At 37.2% G+C, this 15977-nt stretch carries 11 protein-coding genes; 8 read left to right on the top strand and 3 right to left on the bottom strand.

Annotated elements, in window-relative coordinates; genetic code table 11:
• Positions 1-5: 5 nt before the first annotated feature.
• Positions 6-467, bottom strand: a complete 462-nt coding sequence (locus tag IC610_RS10980; protein WP_191736902.1) for a gliding motility lipoprotein GldH — start codon at positions 465-467, stop codon at positions 6-8.
• Positions 460-1977, bottom strand: coding sequence for a PSP1 domain-containing protein (gene ricT, locus IC610_RS10975; RefSeq protein ID WP_191736901.1), 1518 nt, complete (start codon positions 1975-1977; stop codon positions 460-462). The genes IC610_RS10980 and ricT overlap by 8 nt, the downstream gene beginning before the upstream one ends.
• 282 nt (positions 1978-2259) lie before the next feature.
• Between ricT and IC610_RS10970 the strand changes: the two genes are divergently transcribed.
• From IC610_RS10970 to IC610_RS10950, 5 genes are all read left to right on the top strand, one after another.
• Positions 2260-3495, top strand: coding sequence for an OmpP1/FadL family transporter (locus IC610_RS10970; protein WP_056083524.1), 1236 nt, complete (start codon positions 2260-2262; stop codon positions 3493-3495).
• A gap of 13 nt (positions 3496-3508) precedes the next feature.
• The gene (locus IC610_RS10965; RefSeq protein ID WP_191736900.1) at positions 3509-5044 is read left to right on the top strand and encodes an SGNH/GDSL hydrolase family protein; all 1536 of its coding nucleotides are present in this window, start codon (positions 3509-3511) and stop codon (positions 5042-5044) included.
• A gap of 83 nt (positions 5045-5127) precedes the next feature.
• Positions 5128-6066: a ribose-phosphate pyrophosphokinase gene (locus IC610_RS10960; protein ID WP_056083518.1), complete on the top strand. Its 939-nt coding sequence runs from the start codon at positions 5128-5130 to the stop codon at positions 6064-6066.
• A gap of 55 nt (positions 6067-6121) precedes the next feature.
• Positions 6122-6760: a 50S ribosomal protein L25/general stress protein Ctc gene (locus tag IC610_RS10955; RefSeq protein ID WP_191736899.1), complete on the top strand. Its 639-nt coding sequence runs from the start codon at positions 6122-6124 to the stop codon at positions 6758-6760.
• Between the two features lie 159 nt (positions 6761-6919).
• Positions 6920-8140, top strand: a complete 1221-nt coding sequence (locus IC610_RS10950; protein WP_191736898.1) for a cysteine desulfurase — start codon at positions 6920-6922, stop codon at positions 8138-8140.
• Positions 8141-8297: 157 nt separating this feature from the next.
• Here the strand turns inward: IC610_RS10950 and IC610_RS10945 are convergent, their stop codons facing one another.
• Positions 8298-10493 carry a glutamine synthetase III family protein gene (locus IC610_RS10945; RefSeq protein ID WP_191736897.1) on the bottom strand — a complete coding sequence of 732 codons (2196 nt, stop codon included), beginning with the start codon at positions 10491-10493 and terminating at the stop codon, positions 8298-8300.
• A gap of 321 nt (positions 10494-10814) precedes the next feature.
• On the opposite strand from IC610_RS10945, the gene IC610_RS10940 reads away from it, so the two are divergent.
• From IC610_RS10940 to IC610_RS10930, 3 genes are all read left to right on the top strand, one after another.
• Positions 10815-13319, top strand: coding sequence for a toxin-antitoxin system YwqK family antitoxin (locus IC610_RS10940; RefSeq protein WP_191736896.1), 2505 nt, complete (start codon positions 10815-10817; stop codon positions 13317-13319).
• A 176-nt stretch (positions 13320-13495) separates the two neighbouring features.
• Positions 13496-15187, top strand: coding sequence for a DUF6909 family protein (locus IC610_RS10935; protein ID WP_191736895.1), 1692 nt, complete (start codon positions 13496-13498; stop codon positions 15185-15187).
• Positions 15188-15407: 220 nt separating this feature from the next.
• Positions 15408-15902: a DUF1572 domain-containing protein gene (locus IC610_RS10930; RefSeq protein ID WP_191736894.1), complete on the top strand. Its 495-nt coding sequence runs from the start codon at positions 15408-15410 to the stop codon at positions 15900-15902.
• Positions 15903-15977: the final 75 nt, after the last annotated feature.

Below are 15977 nucleotides of genomic sequence, written 5' to 3'. Positions count from 1 at the left end.
TATGATTACGGTTTTGCCGTTTCTACTTTAATTCCTAAATCTTCAATGCCCGGCAGATTATCATTTCTCATAGCCTGCGTTACATTGATCTCATACTTTCCGTTTTTCGGAAATCTGTAGTTCACTTTATAAAGAAACAGGGTCTCCTTAGTATCTCCAAAACCAGTTCCCAGCCACTCGCCGTTGGGCTTTGCAAGAATGTAATTTAAGGTATCGACTTCACTTTTTTTGTTCTGAAGATCCTTGAAATCAACAATAAATCTGAGATTGCTGTAAGGATAACTGTCGTTGTTTCTCACAACAAATATAATATTTTTAGGATTTTGATTATCAGAAATACTCACATTATATTTCTGCACTGTTTTTCTGTTCCATTTTCCGTTTACAGGATTCATGATGACGTCTTCCGATGAAGAGCCACAGCTGATGAACAGGGCAAAAACTAATAAACCTAAAAATTTATGCATTATTGTTGTTGTCTTTTTTTGGAGGATATTTCTTCTTAAAATTCTTTTTGTTCGGATTCGGATTCTGAGGTTTTGGCTTGTCAGAATTTACTGCATTTTCCACCTTTACCACTTTTTCCGGACGTTCAGTTTTTTCATTCTGACCCTTTGGCGGCTGATTTTTCTGAGGTCGCGGAGTGTTTTGATTTTGATTGTTCTGATTCCTGTTTTGCTGATTTCTTCCTGAATTTCTTTCAGTATTTTTATCTTCTGCAGGACGTTCATTACGTTCAGGTCTCTCAGTGCGTTCAGGTCTCTGAGGACGTTCAGTTCTTTCCGGGCGGTCTGTTCTTTCACCACGGGGTTTATTTTTCTGTCCGCTGTTTCTGTTTTGATTACTGCCCTGTCCCGGATTTGAGTTTCGGTTTCTGTTGTTTCTGCCTTTCTTTTCAAAACGGTCAACACTGTTCTCCTGAATAAGATCTACCGATGTTACTGAGAGTTCAGGTATTTTAAGATCTTCAAGCGGAGGTGCTTTTTCACCTTTCTTGTTCTTGGCAATCAGTTCTTTAACCAAATCGATATCGAAATCGTACCACGCCATAGAATTATCTACGTAGGCGAACCACATTTTCTTTTTGAAAACGTCGATTTTTATACAGAAAGCTCTACCTTTTTCAGTGTCTAATGTGGTTGAAGAAGATGGAAAATGGCTTAAGGCATCCAGATAACTGTCGAGCTCGTAATTAAGACAGCACTTTAATTTTCCACACTGGCCTGCCAGTTTTTGAGGGTTAATGCTCAATTGCTGGTATCTCGCAACGTTGGTATTTACAGATCTGAAATCTGTTAACCATGTTGAACAGCACAATTCTCTTCCACAAGATCCGATTCCTCCTACTTTTGCAGCTTCCTGACGGAAACCAATCTGTTTCATATCAATCTTTGTACGGAATGCTGATGCATATTCCTTAATCAAAAGTCTGAAATCCACTCTGCTTTCTGCAGTATAGTAAAAAGTTACCTTTGAGCCGTCTCCCTGGTATTCAACATCAGTTATTTTCATCTCAAGACCAAGTCTGTGAGAGATTTTTCTGGCTTCAACCTTGATGGTTTCTTCCTTTTTTCTGGCTTCCTGCCATACTTCGAGGTCCTTTTGGTTGGCCTGTCTGTATATTTTAAGAGCAACATCTTCGGGAGCTCTCTTTTTTTTCATCTGAATCTTTACCAATTCACCGGTGAGACTTACTACGCCCACATCATGCCCGGGGCTTGATTCTACCGTCACTACGCTACCTATATGTAAAGGAATACTGTTTACATTTTTAAAAAATGCTTTCCTTTCATTTTTAAATCTAACTTCCACAAAGTCACATCGTTCTGATGTAGGATTTTGAATGTTAGACAACCAGTCGAAAACACTTAATTTATAACTATTACCACAGGTATTTACACTTTCGCAGCCACTGGCGGTTTTTTTAGGTCCGCACGAATGGGTAGAATCGCCGGACGTTTTACATCCACAACTCATATATTGTATATTAATTTAATTTGCAAATTTATCGATTTTTATTTTTACATAATTCCAAAAATAACATTTATTCTGTTTGTTAAATGTTTAAGTTTAAACGGATGTATAATAATTTTTATATTTTAATCATAAAAGTCTTGTTAATAGTTACTTATCTCACCTATTCGGGGAATTGTTATTTTAAACATAGTTTTCTTTTAACCTAATGTTTAAAAATTATACTTTTATTAACAGACGTTGCCAAAATAATTTTATATTTGACTTAATTAATAATAATACCCTATGAAAAAAATATTAGTATCAACGGCTTTGCTGGCTGGGGTCTTATCTTATGCAGGAGGCTTCAGGGTTTCGCTTCAGGGAGTAAGACAATTGGCGATGGCACATACCAGTGCGCATACGGAAGATGCGAGTGTTGCATTCTTCAATCCGGCGGGAATGTCTTTCATACCTTCTAAGCTAAGTATTGTGGCGGGAGGTTTTGGAGCAAGTAATAAGGTTACATTCCAAAATCTAAACACGCTTCAGAGTACAGAAACAGATAATCCTATCGGAACACCTATCTACGCTGCTATTGCTTATAAGCCTATTGAGAATTTATCTGTAGGTTTCAGTTTTTCGACCCCGTTTGGAAGTACAATTGAATATCCTTATGATTGGGAAGGCCGCGAAATGGTGCAGATGCTGGAACTGAAAAGCTTTTATTTTCAGCCAATGGTTTCTGTAAAAATGGCTCCATGGCTGTCATTTGGTGCGAGCTATATCTACGCATCAGGAAAAGTAAACTGGGATAAAGCTGTAACGCAGTTCGGTGGAGACGTAAATCTGAAGAGTGAGGATGCCAGTGGCCACGGATTTGGTTTTGGTTTCTACTTTAAGCCGGACGATAAGTTTGAAGCGAGTGTTGCATACCGGTCACCGGTAGATATGAAAGCTGAAAATGCAACTGCAACATTCAGATTCCCATCACAGTCAGTTTATGGACTTTTAGGATTAGGAACAGACGGCATTGACAATTTTAACGCTACCCTTCCTCTTGTTGACGAGTATACAATCGGTATGACTTATAAAGTAACACCAAAATGGCTTGTTTCCGCAGATTTCAACTATCACGGATGGGAAAGATATTCAAAACTGACTATTGATTTTGCTAAAGCTCCGGCAGGAAACCAGGCAGATCCAACAGTTTTGGTTGCGCCGAAGAACTTCAGAAATTCTAAAACTTTCAGACTGGGAACTCAATATGCCTTCTCAAATATGATCTACGGAAGATTGGGAGGTTACTATGACGAATCACCTTACACAGACGAAAATTTCATCCCTGAAACTCCATCATTCAATACATTTGTACTTACCGGTGGTTTAGGATTTAAACTTAAAAAATTCGGTGTAGATGTAGCCGGAGGATACACATTCCCGCAAAGCAGAAGTGTAAACAACAGCTACTTAGGATTTAACGGACAGGCAAAAGCGCAGGCTTTCTACTTCGGTCTGGGACTATCGTATAACGCCCTTTAATTTTGATTATCTTATGAAAAAAATATTAATATCTTCTATAGCTGTTTCAGCATTGTTTTTTACAACAGGCTGTGAAACAGATTTTGAAAATGACGTAACCGACATTGCCGTAACAAGCGGTGAGGCCAATTTTACCACTTATGTAGCATTGGGTAATTCTTTAACGTCAGGATACAGAGACAACGCTTTGTATATCGACGGGCAGAATGAATCTTACCCGAGTATGATTGCAGCACAAATGCAGCGTGCCGGCGGAGGAGCTTTTGTACAGCCTCTGATGGCAGACAACAACGGAGGACTGGTTTTTGGGACAACGCCTATTCAGGGAACGAAACTTTATATTAAATCTTTTGTAGACGGATCTCCGGTGATTGAAAATGTGGCTGGCGCACCTACAACTAGCGTTACAACAAAAGTAACAGGATCTCTGAATAATTTCGGAGTTCCGGGTGCAAAATCTTTCCATCTCATTGCTCCGGGATATGGTAATGCTGCCGGACTTTTATCCGGAACTGCAAACCCTTATTATGTGAGATTCTCATCCAGCGCAACTTCTACAGTCGCTGATGATGCTGCTAACAGAAATCCTACTTTCTTCTCACTATGGATTGGAAATAACGACGTATTGAGTTATGCAACAAGCGGAGGTTCAGGTATCTATCAGTCATCTGCAACTACCAATCCTGCAACTTACGGTTCTAATGATATTTCTAATCCGGCGGTTGTGGCAGGTTCCATTCAGACTGTACTGGAAAAGCTGAAAGCAAAAGGAGCAACAAAAGGAGTGGTGGCTAACATACCTTATGTTACTTCAATCCCGATGTTTACTACAGTTCCTTACAATCCGCTTACACCAGCTGCTTTGGGAGCCAATCTTAATACTTTAAATACAAGTTTATATGGGCCTCTTAAGCAGGCTTTAACAGCTTTTGGTGCAGGTAACAGAATTAATCTGCTTTCATCTACGGCATCAAACCCTGTTTTAATTAAAGATACATCTCTTACAGATCTTTCTGCACAGCTTACTGCAGCTCTTACTCCTTCTTTAGGATTGCCAACAGCAACAGCTTTCGGCCAGATTTTCGGACAGGCAAGACAGACGACATCTGAAGATTATATTCTTTTAACGTCAAGATCAGTTATCGGAACTACCTTTGCAGGAGCACCGGCACCTGTGAATGTCTACGGCATCTCTTATCCTTTACAGAATCAGCATGTTTTAACTAAAACTGAAGCTGCTACTGTGAAAACAGCTACTGATGCTTACAATACTTCAATTAAAACGCTTGCAGATACTTATGGACTTGCGTTCGTAGATGCCAACAAAAAAATGGTGGAACTCAACGGGGCTTCCGGGATCTCTTTTGACGGCGTGAAGTATACTGCTAAGTTTATTACCGGAGGAACTTTCTCATTAGATGGTGTGCATCTTACAGGAAGAGGCTATGCTGTAGTCGCCAATGAGTTTATAAAAGCGATCAATCTGAAATACAAATCTACCTTACCTCAGGTTGATGCCAACAAATATTCAGGAGTGAAATTCCCTTAAAAGGACGAAAAATAAAAAATGAAAACCACAGGATTGATTCTTGTGGTTTTTTTTTAAATTTGCAAATCTTTAAAAATGTAAAAATGGCCGATCAGTTAAGTTACCTATTTTCTACAAGAACCAGTAAAGAGCTGGCAGAAAAAATTGCCCAGCATTACGGGAAAGAATTAGGAAAAATCATTATTCAGGAGTTCAGCGACGGGGAATTTGAGCCTGTTTTAGACGAATCTGTAAGAGGAGGAAGAGTTTTTCTGATTGCTTCTACATTTCCGCCAGCAGACAATCTTTTAGAACTGCTTCTGATGATTGACGCTGCCAAAAGAGCTTCTGCAAAGAGCATCACAGTTGTTTTACCTTACTTCGGTCTTGCAAGACAGGACAGAAAAGACAAACCAAGAGCACCAATCGGAGCTAAACTGGTTGCCAATCTTTTGACAGCTGCTGGAGCTACAAGAATTATGACAATGGATCTTCACGCAGACCAGATTCAAGGGTTCTTTGAGATTCCTGTGGATCATTTGTATGCTTCTACAATCTTTGTAGATTACATCAGAGATCTTAATTTAGAAAACCTTACAATTGCTTCTCCGGATATGGGCGGTGCAAAAAGAGCGAAAAACTATGCAGGTCACTTAGGTGCAGACGTGGTAATCGCTTATAAAGAGCGTAAAAAAGCCAATGTTGTAGAAGAAATGTTCCTGATCGGGGATGTGGAAGGCAAAAATGTAATTCTTATCGATGACATGATTGATACTGCAGGAACGCTTTGCAAAGCTGCCGATATTTTAATGGAGAAAGGTGCAAAATCTGTAAGAGCCATGGCCACTCACGGAGTGCTTTCCGGTAAGGCTTATGACAATATAGAAAACTCACAATTACTGGAAGTTATTGTAACTGACTCAATTCCTGTGAAAACTAATTTGTCAACTAAAATAAAAGTGCTATCTTGCGCCCCATTATTTGCTGATGTTATGAAGATGGTGCACGAGCATCAATCAATTAGCAGTAAATTCGTTATCTAATTGATAATTAATTACTTGCAAATTAAAACGAAACAATTTTTTTAAATTTTTATAAATGAAATCAATTACAATTCAAGGTACAAAAAGAGAAAGCGTGGGCAAAAAGTCGACAAAAGCTTTACGTGATGCTGAATTAGTTCCTTGTGTTGTTTACGGAGGTGGCGAGCCATTGAACTTCTCTGCATTGGAGAAATCGTTCAAAGGTTTAGTGTACACTCCTGAAGCACACACGGTATCTATTGAAGTTGACGGACAGGTAATTCCTGCAGTTCTTCAGGATATTCAGTTCCACCCAATTACAGACAAGATTATTCACGCAGACTTCTACAGATTATCAGACGATAAGCCGGTAGTAATGGAAGTTCCTGTAAGAATCACAGGTCGTTCTAAAGGTGTTGTAGCTGGTGGTGTTTTACGTCAGACTTTCAGAAAACTGAAGGTAAAAGCTATCCCTGCAAATTTGCCGGATGAGGTAGTGGTAGACATTACTCCGCTTAAAATCGGTAACAAACTTTATGTTGGATCTATCAAAGCTGAAGGTTATACTTTCATGCACCCTGACAACGCAGTTGTAGTAGCTGTTAAAATGTCTAGAAATGCAGCGAAAGGTGGTGCTATGGCTGATGATGACGATGAAGAAGAAGTTGCAACTGAAGGAGAAGCTCCTGCAACTGAAGAAGCAGCAGCAGAATAAGAATTTTCTTATCCTAAATAAATTAACCTGTCAGATTCTGGCAGGTTTTTTTGTTTTTAGATTAAATCTATTATGGCTGTAAGCATCAAATCTTTTCATAAAAAAGCCGTAAATTTGACGTGTTCTAAATAATGAACGTTTTAATTAAAATTTTAATAAATGTTTGACATTCAGGAAATCAGAAGTCAGTTTTCTATATTAAACCGCGAAGTGAACGGTAAGCCATTGGTTTACTTAGATAATGCAGCAACATCTCAAAAACCTAACTCAGTTCTTGAGGTCTGGAATGAATATTATACAGAATTGAATGCCAACGTACACCGTGGAATTCATACTTTGAGCCAGCTGGCAACCGAAGAAATGGAGCTTTCAAGAAGAAAAATCCAGAAGTTCATTAATGCCAAAAATGATTTCGAAGTAATTTTTACCAAAGGAACTACAGAAGGTTTAAATCTTATCTCCTATATTTTAACTTCGAAATTAAAACAAGGTGATGAAATTATTATCTCTTATCTGGAACATCACTCGAATATCGTTCCGTGGCAATTGCTGTGTGACAGAACCGGAGCTAAACTGAGAGTAATTCCGATTGATGAAAACGGAATTTTACAGTTGGATTATTTAGATCAGTTTTTGAGTGAAAAAACGAAAGTTGTTTCCGTAAATCAGGTTTCCAATGCTTTGGGAATTGTAAATCCGATTGAGGAAATTATTGCCAAAACAAGAGCTAACTCAAATGCTTATATTGTAATTGACGGCGCTCAGTCCGCGCCACATTTCAGTATTGATGTTCAGGCTTTGGACTGTGATTTCTTTGTTTTTTCCGGGCATAAAATGTACGCCCCGATGGGTACAGGTATTTTGTACGGAAAGCAGGAAATTCTTGAAGATCTCCCTCCTTTTCACGGTGGCGGAGAAATGATTGCCGTATGTTCGTTTGATGGAACAACTTACGCAGGTTTACCCTTTAAATATGAAGCCGGAACACCCAACGTAGGTGGAAATATTGCTTTGGGAGCTGCTGTCGATTTTATGAATAAAATTGGGCATCAGAATATTCAGAATCATGAAAATGCATTGCTTGATTATGCTCAAAAACAGCTTTTAAAAATTGATGGCCTGAAGGTTTATGGCGAAAATGCGAACAGAACCGGCGTTGTTTCTTTTAATTTAGAAGGAGTTGGGATTTCATCCGACGTCGGAATGATTCTCGATAAAATGGGCGTTGCCGTCAGAACCGGACATCACTGTACCCAGCCGATTATGGATTTCTTTAATATTGCCGGAACAGTACGCGCAAGTTTCGCTGTTTACAATACTTTCGAAGAAATTGACCTTTTGGCAGAAGGAGTGAAAAAAGCACAGAGAATGCTGTCTTAGTTTTAAATAGAGAATAATTAAAATATTTTAAATACATCAACCCTGCCAGCGTTTGAAACGCTGGCAGGGTTTTTTTTTGAATCTGCAGATAAGATCAAAAACAAATTCCCCGCCTGAGATGGCGGGGAATTTTCACTAATATGGAACTTTAAAGATGTTATCTTGTAAATAACATTTCTCTGTATTTGGTCATTGGCCAAAGCTCGTCATCAACCATCATTTCAAGATTATCAGATGCTTCTCTGATTCCCTCAAATAATGGGATTACTTTCGTGCAGTAATCTTCTGCCTGAGTTTGGCTGTCAGATACCGATTTTGCAGCTTCTCTTGCTTTGATCAAGTCTTCAACACCCAATTTGATTATTGAAACATTTTCAGAAATGTTTGTAATCAAACTCATCTGCTCTTTTGCCAGTGTTTTGAATTCTTTTTCTCCGAAGATTTCTTTAAGACCTTTTACGTTTTCAATCAGTCTGTTCTGATATTTTAAAGCGGAAGGGATAATGTGGTTTCTTGCGATATCACTTAAAACTCTTGCTTCAATATCAATTACAGTTGAATATTTTTCTAATTTGATTTCGTTTCTTGCTTCAACTTCTCTGTGATTGAAGATTCCGATTTCTTCATAAAGATCAAGGAATTTCTGGTTCATTTCCTGCTTCAAAGCTTCAGGAGTAGTTTTCCAGTTGTTTAAGCCTCTTTTTTCAGCTTCCAAAGCCCAGTCATCAGAATATCCGTCTCCTTCAAACATAATGTTTTTACACTGCTTGATGTATTCTCTCAATACATTGAAGATCGCTTCGTCTTTTTTAAGACCGGTTTCAATTAAAGCATCTACCTCTATTTTGAAATCGCTTAACTGTTTTGCGGCAATCGTGTTCATTACCGTCATAGATTCTGCACAGTTTGCAGAAGATCCTACCGCTCTGATCTCAAATTTATTTCCTGTAAATGCAAATGGAGAAGTTCTGTTTCTGTCTGTGTTATCCAACAGAATCTCAGGGATTTTTCCAACTACATTCAGTTTTAAATCTGTTTTTTCATCCGGTGAAAGTTTCCCTTCAGTTACTTTTTCAAGCTCTTCCAAAACTCTGAACAGTTGACTTCCGATAAATACAGAAATAATTGCCGGTGGAGCTTCGTTTGCGCCCAGTCTGTGGTCGTTGCTTGCAGAAGCGATGCTTGCTCTTAAAAGATCTGCATATTCATGAACAGCTTTGATGGTATTCACGAAGAATGTTAAGAACTGTAAGTTTTTCTTTGGGTTTTTTCCCGGGCTTAAAAGGTTTTCGCCAGTATCAGTTGCCAAAGACCAGTTGTTGTGTTTTCCGCTTCCGTTTACACCTGCGAAAGGTTTTTCGTGGAATAAAATATGGAAATGGTGTCTGTGAGCAATTCTTGCCATAACGTCCATCAACAGAGAGTTGTGGTCAACAGCAACGTTTACTTCTTCAAACATCGGAGCCAACTCAAATTGGTTTGGAGCCACCTCGTTGTGTCTTGTAGTAACAGGAATTCCCAGTTTCATACATTCAACCTCCAGTTCTTTCATGAAATTCATGACTCTTGTAGGAATTGAACCGAAATAATGGTCATCCAACTGCTGTCCTTTTGCAGGAGAGTGTCCTAATAAAGTTTTACCTGTTAAAACCAAATCCGGACGGGATTGATACAATGCTGAATCAACCAGAAAATATTCCTGCTCCCAACCTAAAGTCGGCGTTACTTTCGTTACATTTTTATCAAAATACTGCATTACATTCGTTGCAGCTTCGTCTACAGCGTTCAAAGCTCTCAAAAGAGGTGCTTTATAATCCAAAGTTTCTCCTGTGTAAGAGATAAAGATTGAAGGAATACAAAGGGTAGTTCCCATAATAAATGCCGGAGATGTAGGATCCCAGGCAGTGTAACCTCTTGCTTCAAAAGTGTTTCTGATACCACCATTCGGGAAAGAAGATGCATCCGGCTCCTGCTGAATCAATAAGTTTCCACTGAATCTCTCGATTGCTCTGCCACCTTCAATTGGCGTGAAGAATGAGTCGTGTTTTTCTGCAGTGCTTCCTGTTAATGGCTGAAACCAGTGTGTATAATGTGTTACACCTTTGCTCATTGCCCAGTCTTTCATTGCTACAGCTACCTGATCTGCGATGTGTCTCTGGATTTTAGTTCCTTTTTTCATCGCATCCAAAATAGATTGGAAAGCTTCTTTCGTTAAGTATTCTCTCATCGTTTCCTCAGAGAAAACATTCTGGCAGAATAATTCTGACAATTTTACAGGAACTTCAATAGAATTATCTTTTCTGAAGTCCTTGAATGGTAAAGTTTCTAACGCTTTGAATCTTAAAGTTGACATATAGGTTGATTTTTACGGGGCAAATTTACAAAAAATATAAATCAAAAATGATATACCCCTAAATTTTATGATAATTTAAAATTAATTTAAGTTTAAATTAAGCCTCTGTCATATTTTCAACAGGGGTGTTTTAAAATTTTTAAAATTTAAAATGGAATAGAGTACCGTTTTGTATAAATGATATCTTAAACCACATTTTAAATTTACAATTCATATATCTATCTTCATGAATACTTATTATTTACCATCATAAAATACATGTTTGTAAATATCAGATTGAATACAAGCTAAAATTCCTATTTTTGAATAAATCGAACTCAAATGACAAATAGATTAATTCTCATTATCTCATTTCTGATATCTCAGATTTATTATTCCCAGAAAACTGAACTTATTTACTACGATAAAGACTGGGAAATTACCACAAAAGCAAACGCTTCATTTTACAGATTAATGCCCATGAAAGAAATCGGTGAACTGGTTCTGGTTCAGGATTTTTATATAAATGGGATACCGCAGTTTGAAGGTTATGCTCTGAAAAGTGACAATGATTCTTATGTAGGTGATATCATCTGGTACGACCAAAACGGAAATGACGAGAATTTCAAACAGTACCGTAACGATACAAAAAATGCTACCCTATTATATTATCATCAGAATGGAAAACTTCGGAAGAAAGTGCAGTATAAAGAAGGTGTTAAAGATGGCGAAACAATTATTTACGGAACCGATGGATCAGTTTTAATGAAAGGGATTTATGTAAAAGGGAGACCCGAAAGCGGAAGTTTCGAAAAGGTAAAACATAGTGACAACTACGATTACAACACAAAAATCGAGCAAGTGGATATGATACAAGGGGTTGGCGAAGTGATAAGTGATAATGTAAGAATGGTTCCACCACCACCACCTCCAGCTCCTCCGAGTACTGATGGAAGGCAGCTGCAAATGACTGTGCCGCCAGGCGAATATGAAGATAAGTATATTGCCGAGAGTAAAAACAACAGAAAAACAGTAACTGAGAAAATATTTTGGGCAAACTCAAAACAGCTGGCTCAGGAAACGGTTTTTGTAATTGGATCCTATGACTTTAAACCTGTTTCCCGCAAAAATTACGATAAATCCGGAAAGCTAATTCAATCTTTAAATGAAACTCAGTTTAGGAAATACGTAGATGGTGTTGAAAATGGATCTGAATACGAATATTATCTTCAGAATAATTTTGCGACCAATCTAAAATCTGTTTCAAACTATATTAAAGGCGAAAAGTCAGGAAAAGAGCTTGTTTATTTCCCAAATGGAACTAGTTCTTTAGAAACAAACTATAAAACTCGTTATAAAGAAGGTGAAGAAACCGTCTTTAACGAAAATGGATCTGTGAAAAGCAAAAGAGTGTACAAAGAAAACGAACCATTTAACGGCAATTTCGACGTGAGAGTAGGCGGAATGCTTGTCAATCAAAATTACACAAACGGTGTAAGAGAGGGAGAAGCGGTCGTGAAAAATGAAGACGGGAAAGTTGTTGGAAAAGGAATTTATAAAAACGGAAAATCTTTTAACGGAACTTTTATTGAAGACAATGGAAATCGTTCTGACACCTATGAATTAATCAATGTTGAAAATTTCAAAAAAACCGGTCTGCAGAAAGTGTTTGGTTACAGACTGGAGAATTTAGAAAAAACCTACACCATCCAAAATGAAAAACTCAACGGAATCACTACTTTCTATGATGACGGAAAAGTCGTGGGAACTTTAGAGTATAAAAATAACGAACCGTACAACGGAAACCTGGTTGAAAGTGAGAAAACTTCGGTTTTCAAAAACGGAAAAATTACAGAAGAAACGTATTTTAAAGATACTTATAACAAGGATAACATTCGGAAGCAAAAGCTGTATGAAAATGGAATTCTCGTAAAGGTTAAAGATTTTTCTTTTGATATTTCAGAAAACCCTCAGGAACTTTATGAAGGTGTTTTTAAAAATAGCAAACCGTTCTCAGGATATTTTGAAACAGAAGACAACTGTGAATTTAAGCAGGTCAATTATTACGAAAACGGAATTCTGAAATTTCAATATTCAAACGATTATCTGAAAAACATGGATAATTTGAGACATCAGTCTTATGATATTAAATCTACTTACAAGGATGGAAAAATATACGATGGCGTTGAGTATGTTTTGAACGAAAAACAGTTTACGTCCAAATACTGGAAAAACGGAGTGTTGCAGGCGTTCGACTGGGATTTGTTTGCAGTGCATTATTTCAACAGACTTCATTTTGAACTGAAAAATAATACGATTGAAATCAGCGATATGCAGGCAAACAGAAAGGCTGAAATTAAAATTGACCCATCAAAAAACACGTTTACCAAACAGCTTTCTATAGATGGAAAAGTAGTTGACGGTACCAGAAAAGATTATTTAGATTCAAAGTATAAAGAAAGCATTATTGTTTATCGCGAGAAAAACGGAAAAATTGTCTCAAGTACCGTAAATCCGGTTGATGAATCGATGGAGCCGATGGAAGGAACTGAGTTGTTCTACAAAGTTTACACGCTGGTGAATGAAAGTTCAGGTCTTCAGGAGAATTTCAATAGGTTGGCAGAGAAAATTTCAGGCAACAAATTTATTGAAGAAACCGACGAAAACCTTATCATCACGGGAATTCAGATGGATGCTGAAGGAAAACCCAAAGAGGGAATTCTGATTACTCCTACCCAAAATAATACGTATACTGTACAATTCTATCTGAATAGAAAACTGATGAAAACAGTAGAAAAAGTCACCGTAGAAAAAATGGAGACCGTAATTAAGAAAATAGATAATTAATTACGGAAGCAATATGAATAAAACTTATTCCAAAATTCTTTCTCAATCAAACCGTAAATATTAATTTTAAATCGTTTAAAAATTTAGTTTAAATGGTAATTATTTGGTTTTAAGCTTTTTAAATCATTAAATTTATTTTCCGTAACTTAGCAGACTTTTTATAAAAAATTTAATATATGACAAATTCTAGAGCAAGAGAAACCACCGAGGCAATTGAAAGACTATACATTTCTATGAGACATCTGTTTTATAGAGGTTTTTTCAAGCCAAGCGGAGTTTCCGGAGAAAGCATTAGAAGTTTGTTGAAAACGATCAATCCCGAAATTTACGGTACCATGAGCGTTCCAAGCAAATTGGAGCTTGATGGTTTGATGTATGTTTTAGACAGGCTTCCGGAAGGAATAGAAGAATGTGCTTTCATTCATCTTACATCAGACGAAGGTTTTGACAAAGGAAGTTTCGAGCCGATCGTTCCTAAAAAGAGAAGAAGAAACTGTTACCGTATCGATGAACATCAGATGAACATTGAAGTTCTTTTGGGACGTTCTGAAATCTATGATATCCTTACCCACTTAACATTCTTATTTATAGAAGCCGATAAAATCCGTAATCTCGCATTTATTCAGGATGAAAACTGGAAGCCGACACGTGCTTTCAAAATTATTGAAGAGGTTGTAAAGGGTGAGAAAAAATTCAGCAGAAGAGAAAAAGAAGTGGCATTGATTCATCTGTCTTCTCTAATAGGAAGAACTTTCGATGAAACTTTAAATGCGTACAATACTTTTGGCGACGATGAAAATCCGGACAGATTATTCAAAATCATTTATCATTTAGGAAAAGTAAGTCTTGAAGATGCTAAACAAAGCCGTGAAAGAGAAATTTACTTTAGCGCAATTCTTAAAGAAAGAGTAGGACACCATTATTTCGGTGAAAAATGGGCTCACAAAGTAAAAGAAGTTTTATTTGAAAATGATCTTCACATGCGTCCGTTACATATTATTTCCGCGAATATGCATTCGGTGAAAAATATGCTGTACAGCAATGATGCTTTAAAGAAAAAAGATCCTAAAGACGTTGATTACAAACTTTACGGAGAAATTTCAGATAAAAAAGATCTTCGCGACAAAGTTTCAAAATACGCTTTGGAAGAAGGTTTAATTTATATCAACGACAAAAGCGGAAGTAACATCGACGTTCAGATTATTGATTTAAGCAAAACCAATCTTAAAAATACTCCTTTTGGTCACTTGAAATATGACGGAGACGATGTAATCATGGTTTTCGATTATGCTTTTGGCGAACAGGCCTTTGAGGTGATGGATGAATTATTGAGACCTTTCGAGCAAAAAGGTGAGGTGTACATGATGAAAGTAAAATCTGTTTCTATCATGGGGAAAGCGGGAATTCTATCAGGTGGAAAAGGCGACATTATGATTCCGACTTCCCACATCTTTGAAGGAACGGCAGATAATTATCCGTTTGAAAATGCTCTGAAGCTGGAAGATTTTAAAGATGACGAACTGCAGGCATTCGAAGGGCCGATGATTACCGTTTTGGGAACTTCACTTCAAAACAGGGATATCCTTTCATACTTTATGAATACTTCATGGAAAGCCATCGGACTGGAAATGGAAGGTGCACATTATCAAAAAGCGATTCAGGTAGCCTCTAAAATCAGGCATCATATTGCGCCGGATCTGTTTGTAAGTTATGCTTACTACGCTTCAGATAATCCTTTGGAAACGGGAGCTACCCTTTCTTCGGGAGGATTAGGATTGACTGGTGTAAAACCGACATATCTGATTACTTTAAGAATCCTGGAAAAGATTTTACAAAGCGGAAAGAAAGAAATTTCTTCGAAAAAATAAGTCTGATCACTCAGAATACACTTAATCCTTCAAGGTTTCTAAAACCTTGAAGGATTTTTTTGGTTTTAATCTTGACGAACCTTGACAAGGTTACTTGGAACAGATAGTACCGGTTCATTCGTGAATTTGTGGCAATAATTATTTTGCTGTTTTTAAAAAACCTGTGTAATCTGTGTGAACTCAAAAAATATTATCTTTAAGATATTTAAATGTAAAAGAAATGAGCACACCCTCACAGTTAGCCAAAAGATTCCGTGAAGTTTTATTGGATGGAAAATGGATTGCCAATACCAATTTTAAAGATCAGCTTTCAGACGTAACCTGGCATCAGGCAAACACTAAAATTGCCGATCTCAACACCATTGCAATGCTCACATTTCACATAGACTATTATATTGACGGAATTCTCAATGTTTTCGAAGGTGGCAATCTGGAAATCAAAGATCAGTTCAGCTTTGATATTCCACCAATTGAATCTCAGGAACAATGGGAATCTCTTTTACATAAACTGTGGAATGATTCTGAAAAGTTCTCAACATTATTGGAACAGATGCCCGAGTCTCAATTGAATGAAGTTTTTATCGATGAAAAATATAATACCTATCTCAGAAATATAGATGGAATGATCGAGCATTGCTATTATCATTTGGGACAGATTACTTTAATTAAAAAAATAATTCATTTCAACGCAAACAATACGGATGCTTTTCACTAATAGGTAAGCCTACTTGGTTAAATTTAAAAAGCACAGGTATAGGGACGCTGGTAATTAAAAACTCCTCACAGATTA

The sequence above is a fragment of the Chryseobacterium caseinilyticum genome (assembly GCF_014837145.1).
Classification (GTDB): domain Bacteria; phylum Bacteroidota; class Bacteroidia; order Flavobacteriales; family Weeksellaceae; genus Chryseobacterium; species Chryseobacterium caseinilyticum.
This window is presented reverse-complemented; position numbering and strand designations above follow the sequence as displayed.